The sequence below is a fragment of the Methyloversatilis discipulorum genome, assembly GCF_018780585.1.
In the GTDB taxonomy this organism is placed as follows: Bacteria; Pseudomonadota; Gammaproteobacteria; order Burkholderiales; family Rhodocyclaceae; genus Methyloversatilis; species Methyloversatilis discipulorum_B.
Window position 1 is genome coordinate 1 of record NZ_JADMJL010000004.1, and the last position, 14464, is coordinate 14464.

At 64.2% G+C, this 14464-nt stretch carries 16 protein-coding genes; 5 read left to right on the forward strand and 11 right to left on the reverse strand.

Annotation, left to right across the window (positions count from 1 at the left end; all coding sequences use genetic code 11):
* Nucleotides 1-164: 164 nt before the first annotated feature.
* From IV112_RS00710 to IV112_RS00745, 8 genes are all read right to left on the reverse strand, one after another.
* Complete coding sequence (locus tag IV112_RS00710; RefSeq protein WP_304000459.1) at nucleotides 165-776, reverse strand: nitrogen fixation protein NifQ; 612 nt, start codon at nucleotides 774-776, stop codon at nucleotides 165-167.
* Between the two features lie 16 nt (nucleotides 777-792).
* Nucleotides 793-1101: a ferredoxin III, nif-specific gene (fdxB, locus tag IV112_RS00715; protein ID WP_019916643.1), complete on the reverse strand. Its 309-nt coding sequence runs from the start codon at nucleotides 1099-1101 to the stop codon at nucleotides 793-795.
* Nucleotides 1102-1114: 13 nt separating this feature from the next.
* Nucleotides 1115-1312, reverse strand: a complete 198-nt coding sequence (locus IV112_RS00720) for a CCE_0567 family metalloprotein (protein WP_019916642.1) — start codon at nucleotides 1310-1312, stop codon at nucleotides 1115-1117.
* Nucleotides 1313-1322: 10 nt separating this feature from the next.
* Nucleotides 1323-1799 carry a NifX-associated nitrogen fixation protein gene (locus IV112_RS00725; RefSeq protein WP_304000460.1) on the reverse strand — a complete coding sequence of 159 codons (477 nt, stop codon included), beginning with the start codon at nucleotides 1797-1799 and terminating at the stop codon, nucleotides 1323-1325.
* Nucleotides 1792-2205: a nitrogen fixation protein NifX gene (gene nifX / locus IV112_RS00730; protein WP_020165972.1), complete on the reverse strand. Its 414-nt coding sequence runs from the start codon at nucleotides 2203-2205 to the stop codon at nucleotides 1792-1794. Before nifX ends, IV112_RS00725 begins: the two co-directional genes overlap by 8 nt.
* A gap of 30 nt (nucleotides 2206-2235) precedes the next feature.
* Nucleotides 2236-3675: a nitrogenase iron-molybdenum cofactor biosynthesis protein NifN gene (gene nifN, locus IV112_RS00735; RefSeq protein WP_304000464.1), complete on the reverse strand. Its 1440-nt coding sequence runs from the start codon at nucleotides 3673-3675 to the stop codon at nucleotides 2236-2238.
* Between the two features lie 10 nt (nucleotides 3676-3685).
* Complete coding sequence (gene nifE / locus IV112_RS00740; RefSeq protein ID WP_304000467.1) at nucleotides 3686-5080, reverse strand: nitrogenase iron-molybdenum cofactor biosynthesis protein NifE; 1395 nt, start codon at nucleotides 5078-5080, stop codon at nucleotides 3686-3688.
* A gap of 210 nt (nucleotides 5081-5290) precedes the next feature.
* Nucleotides 5291-5605 carry a hypothetical protein gene (locus tag IV112_RS00745; RefSeq protein WP_020165975.1) on the reverse strand — a complete coding sequence of 105 codons (315 nt, stop codon included), beginning with the start codon at nucleotides 5603-5605 and terminating at the stop codon, nucleotides 5291-5293.
* A 105-nt stretch (nucleotides 5606-5710) separates the two neighbouring features.
* Between IV112_RS00745 and IV112_RS00750 the strand changes: the two genes are divergently transcribed.
* From IV112_RS00750 to IV112_RS00760, 3 genes are read left to right on the forward strand one after another with little or no spacing between them, the layout of a single operon-like run.
* Entirely contained in the window at nucleotides 5711-6127 is a 417-nt protein-coding gene (locus tag IV112_RS00750; RefSeq protein ID WP_304000468.1) for a response regulator, read from the forward strand.
* 10 nt (nucleotides 6128-6137) lie between these two features.
* A complete protein-coding gene (locus IV112_RS00755; RefSeq protein ID WP_304000469.1) occupies nucleotides 6138-7850 on the forward strand; it encodes an AAA family ATPase in 1713 nt (570 codons plus the stop codon).
* A gap of 11 nt (nucleotides 7851-7861) precedes the next feature.
* Complete coding sequence (locus IV112_RS00760) at nucleotides 7862-8404, forward strand: flavodoxin (RefSeq protein ID WP_019916634.1); 543 nt, start codon at nucleotides 7862-7864, stop codon at nucleotides 8402-8404.
* Between the two features lie 441 nt (nucleotides 8405-8845).
* On the opposite strand, the gene nifK is transcribed toward IV112_RS00760, so the two are convergent.
* The 3 genes from nifK to nifH all read right to left on the reverse strand — a co-directional run bounded on the left by nifK (nucleotide 8846) and on the right by nifH (nucleotide 12955).
* Nucleotides 8846-10405 (reverse strand): nitrogenase molybdenum-iron protein subunit beta, encoded by a 1560-nt coding sequence (gene nifK, locus IV112_RS00765; RefSeq protein WP_304000471.1) that lies wholly within the window; start codon nucleotides 10403-10405, stop codon nucleotides 8846-8848.
* A 110-nt stretch (nucleotides 10406-10515) separates the two neighbouring features.
* On the reverse strand, nucleotides 10516-11970 hold the full coding sequence (gene nifD, locus IV112_RS00770; protein ID WP_304000472.1) for a nitrogenase molybdenum-iron protein alpha chain: 1455 nt from the start codon (nucleotides 11968-11970) through the stop codon (nucleotides 10516-10518).
* 109 nt (nucleotides 11971-12079) lie between these two features.
* The gene (gene nifH / locus IV112_RS00775; protein ID WP_024300793.1) at nucleotides 12080-12955 is read right to left on the reverse strand and encodes a nitrogenase iron protein; all 876 of its coding nucleotides are present in this window, start codon (nucleotides 12953-12955) and stop codon (nucleotides 12080-12082) included.
* Nucleotides 12956-13412: 457 nt separating this feature from the next.
* Here nifH and IV112_RS00780 point away from each other — a divergent pair, with 457 nt between their 5' ends.
* Together IV112_RS00780 and IV112_RS00785 are read left to right on the forward strand one after the other, a co-directional pair.
* Complete coding sequence (locus IV112_RS00780; protein WP_304000476.1) at nucleotides 13413-13880, forward strand: group II truncated hemoglobin; 468 nt, start codon at nucleotides 13413-13415, stop codon at nucleotides 13878-13880.
* The gene (locus tag IV112_RS00785; RefSeq protein WP_304000478.1) at nucleotides 13861-14454 is read left to right on the forward strand and encodes a hypothetical protein; all 594 of its coding nucleotides are present in this window, start codon (nucleotides 13861-13863) and stop codon (nucleotides 14452-14454) included. The genes IV112_RS00780 and IV112_RS00785 overlap by 20 nt, the downstream gene beginning before the upstream one ends.
* The last annotated feature ends 10 nt before the right edge of the window (nucleotides 14455-14464 follow it).

The window sequence follows — 14464 nt, forward strand, 5'->3', positions numbered from 1 at the left end:
CTATGTCCCGAAACAGCACGAAAACGCTTGCGCCGGAACATAGAATCTCCCACAGAACCCTCCCTGGAAGCCGCTCGGGCGCACTGTCGTGGGAGCGAGCTTGCTCGCGATGCAGCCTGTGCAGCGAGACGGCCTCGCTTCCAACAACCACAGTGGTCAGGTAGTCAGTCCTCCGGACCGAAGCACACCGCGTAGTCGGTGCACACGCCGCAGCTGGGCGCCTTGCAGACGCGGATCTGCTCGCGCTCGCACAGCTGTTTGTAGAGGAATTTCTTCCACTTCATGTCCTGCGTATTGCGTTCGGCCAGCGAAGTGAAGCGGCCGTGCATCAGTTCGGACAGCATGGCGCGCGAGGTCAGGTCCATGTCCTGCCACAGGTGGTCGGCGCCCAGGCAGCCGGTGGCCACCGCGTGCGCGAGCCACAGGTGATCCTGATCGACGATGGACAGATGCTCGCGCAGCAGCGCCACCACGTCGTCCATCTCGATCGCTTCGGCGAACTCGGCGGGCGTTGTCGCGTGCAGCGCCGGCAGCCACTCGGCGCCGGGGAAATGGCGCGCCAGCAGGCGGCGCGTTTCCGACACGTCGATGCCGTACAGCGGCAGGCACTGCAGCCCGCGCTGCGTCCAGCTGCGGCCGATCACGCCGGCGAGCACGCGCGGCACCAGATCGTCGGGCCGGCGCGCCAGCTTCAGCAGCAACCCGCGGAAGCCACCGGGCGCGGCCGGCAGTGGCCAGACGGGTTGTAACGGTGCGGTCGGAAAGAGCGTAGGCATCGCCGTCGTCCCGCGCTCACACCTCGACCGGCGCGTGCGTGTAGCACTTCTTCGGACAGACCTTGGAACAGGCCTGACAGCCCACGCAGTTCACCTGCCGCGAAATGGTCATTACCTTGCGCTCGTACTCCTCGTCGTCATCCTCGTTGTCCGGGTCGACCACGACGATGTCGCCATCCTCGGTGACACCGGCGAGCTGCAGCACGTCGTTGGCACAGACCTTCACGCAGCGCGCGCAGCCGATACAGGTGTCCTGGTTCAGGCTGGATACGAACTTCGGTGTCCAGATTTCGCCGCTGGGCAGCGTGACGGAAAATGCAGCCATGATGCGTCCTTCCTCAGGCGGTCGCGGCCGCCAGTTCCTTGCGCGCAGCCATCAGCGACTGGTGCGCGTCGTAGGCGACCTGCGCGACCTCGAGGATCTTCTCCCAGTTGGTCGGCAGTTCTTCCGACAGGTCGTGCAGGTCCATCTTGGCCTGCGTTGCCTGCGCGTTGAGCTTCTTCACCCGTGTCTTCAGTGCGTCGACGTCTTCCATCGCTTCGTCCTCAGCCCCAGTTGGCGACTTCGTTGTACTTGTTCACCATGCCGACGCCCTCGTCGACGAACTTCTGCCCCGCCTCGGCCAGCTTCGCGTAGGTCGGAAAGCCGAAGCGGTGGGCGTCGCGCAGCTGCTTGTTCACCGCGATCAGGCGACCGGCGATGAGCACCATGCGGCCGAAGCCCTCGTGCGACATCTTCATCATCGGCGTCACCATCACCTTGGTGGCGCGCTCGATCGACAGGCCGACCGCGTTGTAGAACAGCTCGATGCGCCACAGCGTTTCCGGGTCCGGGTCGCCCATGATGGGCAGCGCGCGACGCGCCTCCGCGCTCAGGATGTAGGGCTCGAGCAGCTGCGCGTCGCTCTTGCCCTCCCAGGCGCCGTGCATGTCCTGCGCGCGGTACTGCTTGATCAGCTCGCTCAGGAAGGGCGATGCCAGCGCTTCGGTGTCCTCGGCGCTCAGTTCCAGTGTTTCAGCCATGTTCTTCCACCTCGTCTTCGAAATCGAAACTGCGTGCTTCGTCTTTCTGCAGGGCCTTGCGCAGCCAGGGCGGCGGCGTGCCGCGCAGCACTTCCTGCAGCTTGTCCAGGATGTCCATGATCGGTTCCGGCTGATTCACCTTGATCGGGTGGATCTTGCTGGCGACCACGCGCGCCGCCGCCGAGCCGCCGATGGCGGCGACATAGACGATGGCGACGTCCTTGATCGCCTCGAGCTTGGGCGCGAGCTTGTCCTCGTCGCCGTCCTCGTCCAGCTTGCCGCCGAAGTCGAAGTCCTCGACATGGTGGTAACCAGCCTTGTCGATCTCGTACACGGCCAGGTGTTTGGCCCAGCCGAAGTGCGCGTCGACGCGCTGCTTGTCCTGGGTGGCGAAGGCGATCTTCATGCGCTGCTCCTCGGTGGATGGGCGACCGGCTCAGGTGCCGGACGCAACGGTTTCAGGAATTTCGGCGGACGATGCACAGCCACAGCCGCCGCTGCCGCAACCGGATGCCTGACTGCCCTCGCTCGCCGCGACGATGCTCTCCTGCGGCAGTGGCCAGTCTTCAGGCGTGTTCACGTGCTCGTCGGCGAGGAAGGTGTTGGCCCAGCCGAGGATCAGTTCGCGCGTGCCGCGATAGCCGACGCGCAGCACGTGCGCCGCGCCCAGCCGGTCGAACATCGGCAGGCCCTCGCGCAGCAGCGGAATGCCCAGTCTCGCCGCCGACTGCCGGCCATGCGCATGGGTGATGAACAGTTCGGCACCGGCCGCCTTGGCGCGCATCTCCAGATCTTCGAGATCGCCGAGCAGCACTTCGGCACACGGCACGGCTTCGAGCACGCGCGACGGCGTGGTGCTGACGGCGGCCACCACTTCGGCGCCCATTTCGGCGGCGGTGGTCGCCAGTGCATAGAGCAGGTCCGGTTCGGCGCCAATGGCCATCTTCCTGCCGCCGACCCAGAAGTGGGCGTCCAGCATCACGTCCAGCAGCTGGGTCCGCGCACGGCGGTATTTCGGCGGTACCGGACGACCGGACAGCTCGGACAGGTACTGCAGGAAATCGTCCACCGCGGCCAGTCCGGTCAGCCGGTCGAATACGCGGAAGGGCACGCCGCAGCGTTCCTCGATTGCCGCCGCGGCGGCGTCCATGCGCGCGCCGACGGCGAGGGTGGCGGCGGCCGCACCAACCCGGCGCAACGTGTCGACGCGGGTGCCGCCCAGCGTGGTCGGCGTGAAGTTGTCCGGAATGTGACCGTCGAGCGAACCGGAAATATCAGGCAGCACCTGTACGCGCAGGTCGAAGGCTTCGATGGTTTCGCGCAGTTCCTCGATGTCGGCCGGCGTCAGGTGTGCGCCCGGCAGCAGGTTCACCAGGCCGGCGTCGCGATCGCAGGGCTGGGCGAAGGCGTCGATCACGGCCAGCACCGCCTTGCCCCAACCGTCCTCGAAGGCGCCGACATAGTCCGGCGTCGACACGTAGACGATTTCGGTACCGGTCAGCGCCTCGCCGTGCTTGCGGCGGATCAGGTTCAGATAGCCGTCGACATCGTCGCCCTTGGTTTCGGTCAGCCCGGTCGAGGCAATGGCGATGATGGAGGGATTGGCGCGCTTCTTGATGTTCAGCACCGCCTGTTCGATGTTCTCCAGCCCGCCGAGTATGGTGCTCACCTCGTTCATCGCCGTGGTCTGCATCGGGATCGCCTCCTTGAAGTGGCGAACCAGCAGTACCAGGCCGAACGAGGTGCAGCCCTGCGAGCCATGCATCATGGGCATACAGTTGTCCAGGCCCATGAAGGCGTAGCACGCGCCCAGCGGCTGGCTCATCTTGAGCGGATTGACCGTGCAGGCCTTCTTCGATTCGATGACGGTGGCCATGGCGTGATCCTCAGGCGACCGCCACGTCCCAGGGCGCCGGACGGCGCACCTGTTCCCAGATCGGGTTGTACAGCGCCTTGTCGATCTCGCGCACCAGATCGACCATGCCTTCGTAGCCAGCGTAGGCGTGGTGGCGTTCCTGGTTGATGTCCAGCCAGGGCATCTTGGCCTTCAGCGCGATGAACTGGCTGCGCCCGCCGGACAGCATGATGTCGGCCTTGGCGTCCTTGAGCATTGCGTACATCTCGCGCGGCGTCATGTCGTCGATCATGTGCGCGTCCTGGCCCATCAGCTCCTTGATCTTTTCCTTGTCTTCCTTGGTCGATTTCTTGACGCTGGTGCCGACGATTTCCAGACCGGCCTCCTGCAGCGCGGCCACCACCGACCAGCTTTTCACGCCGCCGGTGATCAGCAGCACCTTCTTGCCTTCGAGCCGCGGGCGATAGGCAGCGATACGCTCGAAGGCGCGCTTCTCCTCGACCGCGATCAGCGCTTCGGTACGTACCTTCAGCTCCTCCGGCGCGCCCTTCTCGACCAGCAGGCGGGCGATTTCGCGCAACGTTTCCGACATGTCGCCGATGCCGTAGAAGGAACCTTCGAAGAAGGGGATGTCGTAGCGCTCGTCCATCTTGCGCGCGATATTGATCATCGACTTCGAGCACACCATCATCGCCGCCTTGGCGCGGTGGCTGTAGGCGACTTCCTTGTAGCGGCCGTCGCCGGAGATACAGGACAGGATGCGCACGCCGAGCGCATCGAGCAGCGGCTTCACCTGCCACAGTTCGCCGGCCAGGTTGTACTCGCCGATGATGTTGATGTCGTAGGGCGTGACGAATTCCGGCTCTTCGGTGCCGATCACGTAATCGAGCAGCGCCTCGGCGCCCAGCTTGTTGCCGAGGTTCTTCGGCCCGACGAAGCCCGGTGAATTGACCGGGATGACCGGCTTGCCGAACTTCTCCGAGGCCTTCTTGCACACCGCCTCGATGTCGTCGCCGATCAGCGCGGTGACACAGGTCTGGTAGACGAACACCGCCGGCGGGTCGTACTTCTCGATGATTTCCTTGACCGACTTGAACAGCCGCTTCTCGCCGCCGTAGATGACATCCAGTTCGTTGATGTCGGTGGTGAAGCCGGTGCGGTAGAGCTGCGAGGTGCTGGACGAGGAATTGCGGTTGTCCCAGGAGTTGCCCTCACAGGCGATCGGGCCGTGCACCAGGTGAGCGACATCGACGATGGGCTGCAGCGCGACCTTGGCGCCGTCGAACGCACAACCGCCAGCGGCTGCGCCGGGCGAAAGCTGCTTGGTACAGCCCTTCTTCTTTTCCTTGGCCGACTTGTTCTGGTTGTGCTCGCAGGCGGGTTCTTCGAACACGTCCTGGATCTTTGCCGATACGCGTGCATCCATGGCCCACCTTCCTTCCTGTCAGGGTCGGCGCGCAAGGCGCTGTCGGAGCTCACTCAGCAGGATTGATGCCAGAGCCGGCGCACGGGTCAGAGAGCCGGGAAATCAGTCATCTGCGGTCCGCCGGGTCGCCCGCGGGCAACGCGGCCCGACAAAGGCTGGTCGTTTTGCGACATGCAATGTCGGGTTTGGCGGACCGCCACGACGCCAGCACTACTCGATGCCCTCCATGCGCGCCTTGTTGTGGATGGCCGACTGCAACCGCTTGGCGATGCCCATCGGGCTGGCGTCGAAACTGCGATGCGCCTCGGTCAGCGCGTCCTGCGCGACCTGCGCTTCCTCCAGCGTCAGCGGAATGCGCCCGGCCACATGGGTGGCGCCCGGCACCGCTTTCGCGATGGCCTGGCGGTTCGGATGTTCGGACAGCGGAACCAGCCCGCCCGCCTCCGGCTTGCCCTCCAGACAGACCACGCCCTCGATCACCTCGACCCGCCGTCCGTCCATCGTCGTCTTGATCAGTACGCCCATTGCGACCTCCTTCGAATGAATGACAAAGGCTGAGAAGCGAAAGCCATGCCGCGTTTGGAACGAAGCTTGCTCGGACCGAGAAGACGACAGACAGGGAGAGTCCTCATGCAGATCGGCGTAGACAGTCAGCGCGCAGTCGAGAACAAGCGCGTGTTCGTGGTCGATGACGACGACGTGGTCGGCACCGCCTTGCAGTTCATGCTGGCCGACGAGATGGAAACCCATGTGTTCGCCGACCTCGCGTCGGCACTCACGGTGGCCGCGGCGACACCGCCCGATCTGGTGCTGCTCGGCGCCGGACTGCTGGCCGGCGACGCGGTGACGCGCCTGCGCGCGGTGCTGCCTCAGGTGCGCATCCTGATCGTCTGCAGCGATGCCGACGACGACGTTGTCCGTCAGGCGCTGGCGGCCGGCGCACAGAGCACGCTGCTGCGTCCGCTCAAGGTCGAGAACGTGCGGCGCAAGGTAGACGCCCAGCTCGGCCGGCGCGCGGCGCTGGAAATTCCGGTCGTCACCCGCTGAGGCCGCAGCGATGAAGGTGACCATAGAGGCACCGCAGATCGAATCGATGGCGGACGCCTTCCCCGATCTGGCCAGCCTGCGCGACCAGCTGCAGTACTGCGACAAGGTCGAGGTGCCGGTGTCGCGCCTGTCCATCGACGCGCTGCGCTTCCTCGGCCGGCTCTACGCCGACGCCGGGCCGGCCATGCTGGAGCGCGCGACCGCGCTGACCACGCTGGCCGACGCACTGGAAGGCGACGGCCGCCGCTTCGACGGCAACGATCTCGAACAGCTGGTGCCCGCGCTCGCCCGGCATCTGGCCGAAGGCGCGATTCGCGGCTGGCTGTTTACCGCCAATCAGCTCACCCGGCCGCTGCCCTGGGTGGTGAGCCGGCTCGACTACACGCCGGCCAACAACGAAGAGACCGGCAAGGTCTTCATCGAGCTGAAGGCCAATGTGAAGGCGACGCTGGCCACCTCGGTCATCCGCATCTACGGCGCCGACATCACCGGCAAGACGGTGGGCGAGGTGCTGGCGGCCAAGGGCTTCCTGAAGGAAACGCCGGCGCTGATCGCCGCCTGCGACACCGTGACCGCACGCTACATCGAATGGCGCGCGCGTTACGGCGAACAGTTCTCGGCCAGCGGCACCGGCTTCCACGCCGAAGACCCGAGCGCCACCCACCGCGACACCGACTGGTCGCGCAAGGATCAGGTGGTGCTGTCGGCCAGTGGCGGCATGGCCCGCCTGGTCAATGACGAAGCCATCCTGCCGGCGCGCACGCTGCTGCTCGAAGCGCCCGGCGACATCCTCGGCCCCTATCTGCGCAAGGCGGCAAAGAGCAATCGCTACGAGGCGGAGGACGAGGTCGAAGCCTCGCGCGACGCCATGCCCGACGGCCTGTTCTCGCAGCTGCCGGTGCATCCCTATGTGCTCATGTTTCACCTTGACCTGCACCAGCATCTGTGGGTCCACGTGGACGACATGGCGCCCTATGCCTACCAGCCCGCACTGAAGCAGAAGCTGGTGCTGCCGCCCGAGCAGACCGACCTGATCGACATCCTGACCGCCGAGATGGACGTGCTGATGGACGACATCGTGGCCGGCAAGTCGGGCGGCACCACCGTGCTGTGCGCCGGCCCTCCGGGCGTGGGCAAGACGCTGACTGCCGAGGTGTACTCGGAAATCATCCGCCGCCCGCTCTACCGCGTGCACTCGGGCCAGCTCGGGCTGAACGTCGCGCAGATGGAAGGCGCGCTCAAGCAGGCGCTGACGCGCGCCCAGCGCTGGGGCGCCGTGATGCTGATCGACGAGGCCGACGTCTACATCAAGCGGCGCGAGGACAACATCACGATGAACGCCGTGGTCGGCGTGTTCCTGCGCGTGCTCGAGTACTTCAACGGGCTGCTCTTCCTGACCACCAACCGGGTGGACGACATCGACGAAGCCATCGTGTCGCGCTGCATCGCGCTCATCCGCTACCACGCGCCTGACGAAGCGGCGCGGCGTCGCATCTGGCAGGTGATGGCAATGCAGTTCGGGCTCGCGCTGGACGAAGGCATGGTCGAGGCACTGGCCGTGCTGTTTCCCCAAGCCTCCGGCCGCGACATCAAGGGTCTAGCCAAGCTGGCGGCGAAGTACTGCCAGCACAAGGCCTGCGCGCCAACGCTGGAAGTATTCCAGCGCTGCGCCATCTTCCGCGGCATGGACGCCGCATACACCTCCCCTGCAACACTCAACTGAATGGATCTGTCATGGCACGCATCGGACTTTTCTTCGGCACCAACAGCGGCAGCACACGCAAGATCGCGAAGCAGATCAAGAAGCGCTTCGACGACGACACGATGGCCGAGCCGGTCAACATCAACAAGGCGACGGTGGACGACCTGCTCGCCTACGACTACCTGATCCTCGGCACGCCGACACTGGGCGACGGTCTGCTGCCCGGCATCGAGGCGGAATGCGACGACGAGAGCTGGGCCGAAGCGCTGGTCAAGTTCAAGGGCACCAGCTTCGCCGGCAAGACGGTGGCGCTGTTCGGCCTGGGCGACCAGGACACCTACGGGCACGAATTCGTCGACGGTCTGATCCTGCTGTACGACTTCTTCAAGGATGCCGGCGCAAAGATCGTCGGCGCCTGGCCCACCGATGGCTACGACTTCACCGAGTCGCAGTCGGTGATCGACGACAAGTTCGTCGGCCTGGCCATCGACCAGGACATCCAGCCTGAACTGACGGCCGAACGCGTCGACGGCTGGCTCAAGCTCATCGCCCCCGAGTTCGGTCTGAGCATCTGAGCGCAACAGGGCGTCGCTCGGCGACTGCGCCGACCGACGCCCCCAGTCGCGCCCAGGGCCACTCCCACAAGGAACGCGCCCGACCTGCTGAACGAGCCTGGGCAGGGGTTCTGTGGGAGGGCTCTTCTGACCCCGACGGCACCCTGCATTCAAGCCCGCGGACCGCGACGCCCCAGTCGCGGCCAAGGCCGCTCCCACAAGGAACGCGGCCGACCTGCTGCCCGAGCTGCACCGGGGTTCTGTGGGAGGGGTCTTGACCCCGACAATAGCCTGTATCGAAGCCTGCGGACCGCGACGGCCCGGTCGCGGCCAAGGCCGCTCCCACAGGGGGTGATTCGCCACACCTGCCGCCAGAGCCCAGGCCGGTGCATGCTCACCCTGCCCCAAAAAAGACGCCGCGCCGGCACGATGCGTGCCGGCGCGGCGCGAGAGGACGCGATATCAGCGGATGATGTCGTACGAGTAGTCGGTCTTGCCCGGAACGATGGTGTTCACGTCGATCGACTCGAAGAACTCGTCGAGCAGCATCACCAGCACGCGCATGCCGCCTTCGTAACCCCAGATCGGGTAGCGATGGTAGTGATGGCGATCGAAGATCGGGAACACCATGCGGATCAGCGGAGTGCCGGTGTCACGTTCCAGATACTTGCCATACGTGTTGCCGATCAGGAAGTCGACCGGCTCCGTGTAGAGCAGCGAACGCATGTGCCACAGGTCGCGCTTCGGATACACCTTGCAGCCGGCGCCGTAGGGCGAGGCGTCCAGCACCTTCTGCACACGTGCCTCCCACTCCTTCTCGCCGTTGGTGGCCAGGATGTGCGCCGGCTCGGCACCGAGTTCCAGCAGGAACTCGGTCAGGCCCAGCATCATGTCCGGGTCGCCGTACATCGCGTAGCGCTTGCCGTGCAAGTGGGCCTGCGAATCGGCCATCGCGTCAACCAGGTAACCGCGCTCCTTCTCCAGCACTTCGGGGATGGGCTTGCCGGTAAGGCGCGACAGTTCCATCAGGAACTTGTCGGTGCCGGCGACGCCGATCGGGCTGTTCAGCAGCACCACTTCCTGGCTATGCTCGGCGATGAACTTCGCGGTCTTCTCGCAGCAGAACTCCTGGAAGATGACCGTGGCCTTGGCGTTGATCGCGCGTTCGACCGTTTCCTTGGTGGTGCCGCCCTCGTACATGCGGAACTCGCCATCGGTCGGCGTATTCCAGACCTCGGACGGATCGCACAGGATGTTGTAGTCGATCTCGAACAGGTCGAGGATGCGCTTCATTTCCTTCATGTTGCCGACGACGAAGCCGTCGAAGCCGAAGATGAAGTTGATCGACTCGTCCGCCTTGCGCTCGAGCTTGGCGGCGGTGTCGGCCTTGCCGTCCCAGAAGTGACGCAGGATGCCGAGCAGCGCGTTGTCGTAGCCGGTGATGTGGCTGCCGACGAAGGCCGGGGTGTGCGCGAAGGGCACGTCGAACTCGGCCGGTACGCTGCCCTTCTCCTTCGAAGTCTTGATGAAGGCGTTCAGGTCATCGCCGATCACTTCCGCCATGCAGGTGGTCGACACCGCGATCATGTCCGGCTTGTACAGGTTGTACGAGTTGGCCAGGCCGTCGATCATGTTGTTCAGGCCGCCGAACACGGCTGCGTCCTCGGTCATCGACGACGACACGCAGGAGGTCGGCTCCTTGAAGTGACGCGAGAAGTGCGAACGGTAGTAGGCGACACAGCCTTGCGAGCCATGCACGAAGGACAGGGTCTTGTGGAAGCCGTTAGCGACATAGACGGCACCCAGCGGCTGGCAGGCCTTGGCCGGATTGACCGTAAGCGCTTCACGGGCGAAGTTCTTCTGCTTGTAGTCCTCGGTCTTGGTCCACTCGACGATCTCCTGGATCTTGGCGTCGGCGTGGTTGAACTCGAACTGGGACTTCTTGTCCGCCAGCATCTGCTGGTATTCCGGTTCGCGGAACAGCAGTTCGTGGTCGAGGATCTTGTCGGCTGATTGAGGCATGTTGAACACTCCTGAGTGTAGGGTGGGCAGGGGCTGCGCCCCGCCCTGCGACACGGATGTCGGGAACGGTGGGTTTCGGTGCCCTCAACCCACCCTACGTTGCACTGCGCTTACTTCTTCCACGGAGCCTTGGTCAGGCCCCAGATCGGCGAGCTGATCGCCATGTCCATGTCGCGGGCAAAGATGGCGAAGCCGTCGTAGCCGTGGTACGGACCGGAGTAGTCCCAGCTGTGCATCTGGCGGAAGGGCACGCCCATCTTCTGGAACACGTACTTTTCCTTGATGCCGGAACCGACCAGATCGGGCTTCACCTTCTCGACGAACTTCTCGAATTCGTAGCCGGTGACGTCGTCATAGATCAGCGTGCCGTCCTTGACGTAGTGCGTGGTGCGCTGATAGTCGTCGTTGTGGCCGAATTCGTAACCGGTGCCGACCACTTCCATGCCCAGATCCTCATAGGCACCGATGACGTGACGCGGGCGCAGACCGCCGACGAACAGCATCACCTTCTTGCCTTCCAGGCGCGGGCGGTACTTGTCGATCACCGCCTGCATCAGCGGCTTGTACTTGGCGATCACCTTCTCGGTGTTCTCCTTGATCTTGTCGTCGAAGTGCGAGGCGATCTCGCGCAGCGATTCCTCGATCTTGGACGGGCCGAAGAAGTTGTATTCCACCCAGGGAATGCCGTATTTCTCTTCCATGTGCCGCGAGATGTAGTTCATCGAGCGGTAGCAGTGCAGCACGTTGAGCTTCGCCTTCGGGGTGTTCTCCAGTTCGGCGATCGTGCCGTCGCCCGACCACTGGGCGATCACGCGCAGACCCATCTCTTCCAGCAGGATGCGGCTGGACCAGGCGTCACCGCCGATGTTGTAGTCACCGATGATGGCCACGTCGTACGGGGTCGACACGAAGTCGGGGCGCTTGTCTTCGGTCTTGTCGAACACCCAGTCGCGGATCGCGTCGTTGGCGATGTGGTGACCCAGCGACTGGCTCACGCCGCGGAAACCTTCGCAGCGCACCGGCACGATGGTGTGGCCGTTGTATTCCTTGGACTTCTTCTTCGACACCGCTTCGATGTCGTCGCCGATCAGGCCGATCGGGCACTCGGACTGCACCGAGATTCCCTTGTTCAGCGGGAACAGCTGCTGGATTTCATCCATGATGACTTCCAGCTTCTTGTCGCCACCGAACACGATGTCCTTCTCCTGGAAATCGGAGGTGAACTGCATCGTGACGAAGGTATCCACACCGGTGACGCCGATGTAGTAGTTGCGGCGTGCCGCCCACGAGTACTGGCCGCAGCCGACCGGGCCGTGGGAAATGTGGATCATGTCCTTGATCGGACCCCACACCACGCCCTTGGAACCTGCGTAGGCACAGCCGCGGATGGTCATCACGCCGGGCAGCGACTTGATGTTCGACTTGACGCCGCAGTCGGGCTTGCCTTCCTCGTGCACGTTGAGGTGCTTGGCGCGCTTCTTCGCGGTCTTCTCGGGATAGGCCTTCAGCACTTCTTCGATCAGCGCTGCGTTCTGGGCCTTCTTTTCGTCTATGGTCATGCTCATTTGATCACTCCTTGTCGAGAGCTGAGGGTAGAGAACCACGGTTGTCGCCGGCGGAGGCCGGGAGCCTGCGAGCGACGCCCGCGGCTCCCGACCCTCGACTCTCGGGTGCTCAGGCGGCAGCGGCGGCCTTGCCGACTTCCGATTCGTCGACCTGCTTCATGATCCCGTGCTCCATCAGCAGATCTTCGAGCTGGTCCATCGTGATCGGGGTCGGAATGGTGCCGTTGCCCGCGTTGGCATGAACCTTCTGCGCCAGATCGCGGTACTCGTTGGCCTGCTTGGAATCCGGCGCGTACTCGAGCACCGTCATGCGACGCAGTTCGGCGTGCTGGACGATGTTGTCGCGCGGCACGAAGTGGATCAGACGCGAACCCAGCATCTTGGCCAGCGATTCGGCCAGTTCCAGTTCCTTGTCGGTCTGACGCTCGTTGCACACCAGGCCGCCCAGGCGCACACCACCCGAATTGGCGTACTTCAGAATGCCCTTCGAGATGTTGTTGGCGGCGTACATGGCCATCATTTCGCCGGACATGACGATGTAGATTTCCTGCGCCTTGTTCTCGCGGATCGGCATCGCGAAGCCACCGCACACCACGTCGCCGAGAACGTCGTAGGACACGTAATCGACGCCGTCATAGGCGCCGTTCTCTTCGAGGAAGTTGATCGAGGTGATGACACCGCGACCGGCGCAGCCGACGCCGGGTTCCGGGCCACCGGATTCGACACAGCGGATATCGCGGTAGCCGATCTTCATGACGTCCTCGAGCTCCAGGTCCTCGACCGAACCGGCTTCCGCGGCCAGCGACAGGATGGTGTCCTGTGCCTTTGCGTGCAGGATCAGGCGGGTCGAGTCGGCCTTCGGGTCGCAGCCGACGATGAGGATCTTCTGACCCATTTCGGCCAGAGCGGCCAGGGTGTTCTGGGAGGTGGTCGACTTGCCGATGCCGCCCTTGCCGTAGAAGGCGATTTGTCTGAGAGATGCCATGTTTGATTCTCCTGAGTCGATGAACAGTTGATTGCCGCTGACCAAGCGATCATTGGCCACGTACCGCGCCACCGGATCCAGCCCCTTGTGCCCATTGTTGGTCTTCGTGGTCAGCCATTGGCGGCAAGTCATGGTCGGTGCATGGCCTGTTCAGCAACTGCCGTGCCATTCACCGTGCATTCTCGATAAACGGCTTACAGACGTCATTCCAGCGCTTTCGAACGACATTCACGCGGGCCGCCGCGGGGAACGACAAACGCGACAATCAGCCCAGCGCTGTGAGGATTGACCGGGCTGCGACAGAGCCGACACAGGCTTCCCTCTCCTGTGTGGTCCATGCGTCATCGGGCGCACCGGCGGGCGTTCCCGCACGCATTCCGGTGTGATGGCGGGCGAGGCGGACGCAGCGGGTACGGCACTTGCTGTAGCTCCGCATCCGCCCAGCAAAGACACGTCCATGTCCACGCAAGAACCCGTCGTTCCGGCCGCCGCGCCTTCGGTCAGTTCGACCGCAGGTACGCAGAACCCGCACTTCGCCCGCATCGGCGGCGAAGCGGCGATCGTTCATCTGGTCGACCGCTTCTATGCACACATGAGCGAACGCCCGGAGGCACAGGGCATACGCGCCATGCACGGGGTCGATCTGACCGACGTCAAGCGCGTTCTCGTGAACTACCTCGTCGAATGGATGGGCGGCCCGCAGCGCTACTCGGTCGAACGTGGCCACCCGCGTCTGCGGCGCAAGCACCTCGCGTTCGCGATCGGCCCGGCCGAACGCGACGCGTGGATGAACTGCATGCGCGCCGCCCTGCAGGAAGTCGTCAACGACGGCGAACTGCGCATGCAGCTGGAGCAGGCCTTTTTCAAGACCGCGGATTTCATCCGCAACGATCAGGGGAATCACCATGAGCATCACCATCGCTAGCTCCGCCTTCGCCGCACTGGAAAACGAAAAGCGGCTGCTCAACGCCGTCTTCAAGGGGCCGACGCACAAGGCTGGGCGCGTCGGTTTCCGGGGCGACATCGCACTGAAGTTCGCGCAGCAGTTCGCAGACGAGGCCCGTCCGCCCGAAATCAGCAGTGACCAGGTGATGGCCGCCGCGCACGAGGGCGAAACGCATATCGCCTTCCTGACCTGCTTCCTGCTGTCCTTCGAGTACCTGAAGATGCTGGCCGAGGTGCTGGGCGACGCGCTGTCGCCGCAGGGCAAGTACATCGTGTTCTGCGACAACATCGACCTGTCGAAGAAGTACCAGGTGCAGTACGGCGGTGCCACCTTCCACGTGCTGCCGATCGACGAAGCCACCGTCTACAACGAGACGCTGGAACTGCTCTATCTGGAGAAGAACGACCTGAAGAAGCTGGACACCGCGGGCAAGCTGGACGCGGTCGTCGACGCCGCGATGAAGTTCACCGGCAAGTTCCCGGAGATCAGCTACGAAGAAGGTCTGAAGCTGATGGGCCCGGTGCGCAATCTGTACGAAAACCGCCCCGTTTGAGCTGTCGTCC

What these genes read in the sequence shown, in the direction of transcription:
- nifN (WP_304000464.1), bottom strand. Translation starts at nt 3,675, where the DNA reads ATGGCCACCGTCATCGAATCGAAGAAGGCCTGCACGGTCAATCCGCTC.
- IV112_RS00755 (WP_304000469.1), top strand. Translation starts at nt 6,138, where the DNA reads ATGAAGGTGACCATAGAGGCACCGCAGATCGAATCGATGGCGGACGCC.
- IV112_RS00785 (WP_304000478.1), top strand. Translation starts at nt 13,861, where the DNA reads ATGAGCATCACCATCGCTAGCTCCGCCTTCGCCGCACTGGAAAACGAA.
- IV112_RS00710 (WP_304000459.1), bottom strand. Translation starts at nt 776, where the DNA reads ATGCCTACGCTCTTTCCGACCGCACCGTTACAACCCGTCTGGCCACTG.
- IV112_RS00725 (WP_304000460.1), bottom strand. Translation starts at nt 1,799, where the DNA reads ATGGCTGAAACACTGGAACTGAGCGCCGAGGACACCGAAGCGCTGGCA.
- nifE (WP_304000467.1), bottom strand. Translation starts at nt 5,080, where the DNA reads ATGGATGCACGCGTATCGGCAAAGATCCAGGACGTGTTCGAAGAACCC.
- nifK (WP_304000471.1), bottom strand. Translation starts at nt 10,405, where the DNA reads ATGCCTCAATCAGCCGACAAGATCCTCGACCACGAACTGCTGTTCCGC.
- IV112_RS00745 (WP_020165975.1), bottom strand. Translation starts at nt 5,605, where the DNA reads ATGGGCGTACTGATCAAGACGACGATGGACGGACGGCGGGTCGAGGTG.
- IV112_RS00750 (WP_304000468.1), top strand. Translation starts at nt 5,711, where the DNA reads ATGCAGATCGGCGTAGACAGTCAGCGCGCAGTCGAGAACAAGCGCGTG.
- nifH (WP_024300793.1), bottom strand. Translation starts at nt 12,955, where the DNA reads ATGGCATCTCTCAGACAAATCGCCTTCTACGGCAAGGGCGGCATCGGC.
- IV112_RS00760 (WP_019916634.1), top strand. Translation starts at nt 7,862, where the DNA reads ATGGCACGCATCGGACTTTTCTTCGGCACCAACAGCGGCAGCACACGC.
- nifD (WP_304000472.1), bottom strand. Translation starts at nt 11,970, where the DNA reads ATGAGCATGACCATAGACGAAAAGAAGGCCCAGAACGCAGCGCTGATC.
- nifX (WP_020165972.1), bottom strand. Translation starts at nt 2,205, where the DNA reads ATGAAGATCGCCTTCGCCACCCAGGACAAGCAGCGCGTCGACGCGCAC.
- IV112_RS00780 (WP_304000476.1), top strand. Translation starts at nt 13,413, where the DNA reads ATGTCCACGCAAGAACCCGTCGTTCCGGCCGCCGCGCCTTCGGTCAGT.
- fdxB (WP_019916643.1), bottom strand. Translation starts at nt 1,101, where the DNA reads ATGGCTGCATTTTCCGTCACGCTGCCCAGCGGCGAAATCTGGACACCG.
- IV112_RS00720 (WP_019916642.1), bottom strand. Translation starts at nt 1,312, where the DNA reads ATGGAAGACGTCGACGCACTGAAGACACGGGTGAAGAAGCTCAACGCG.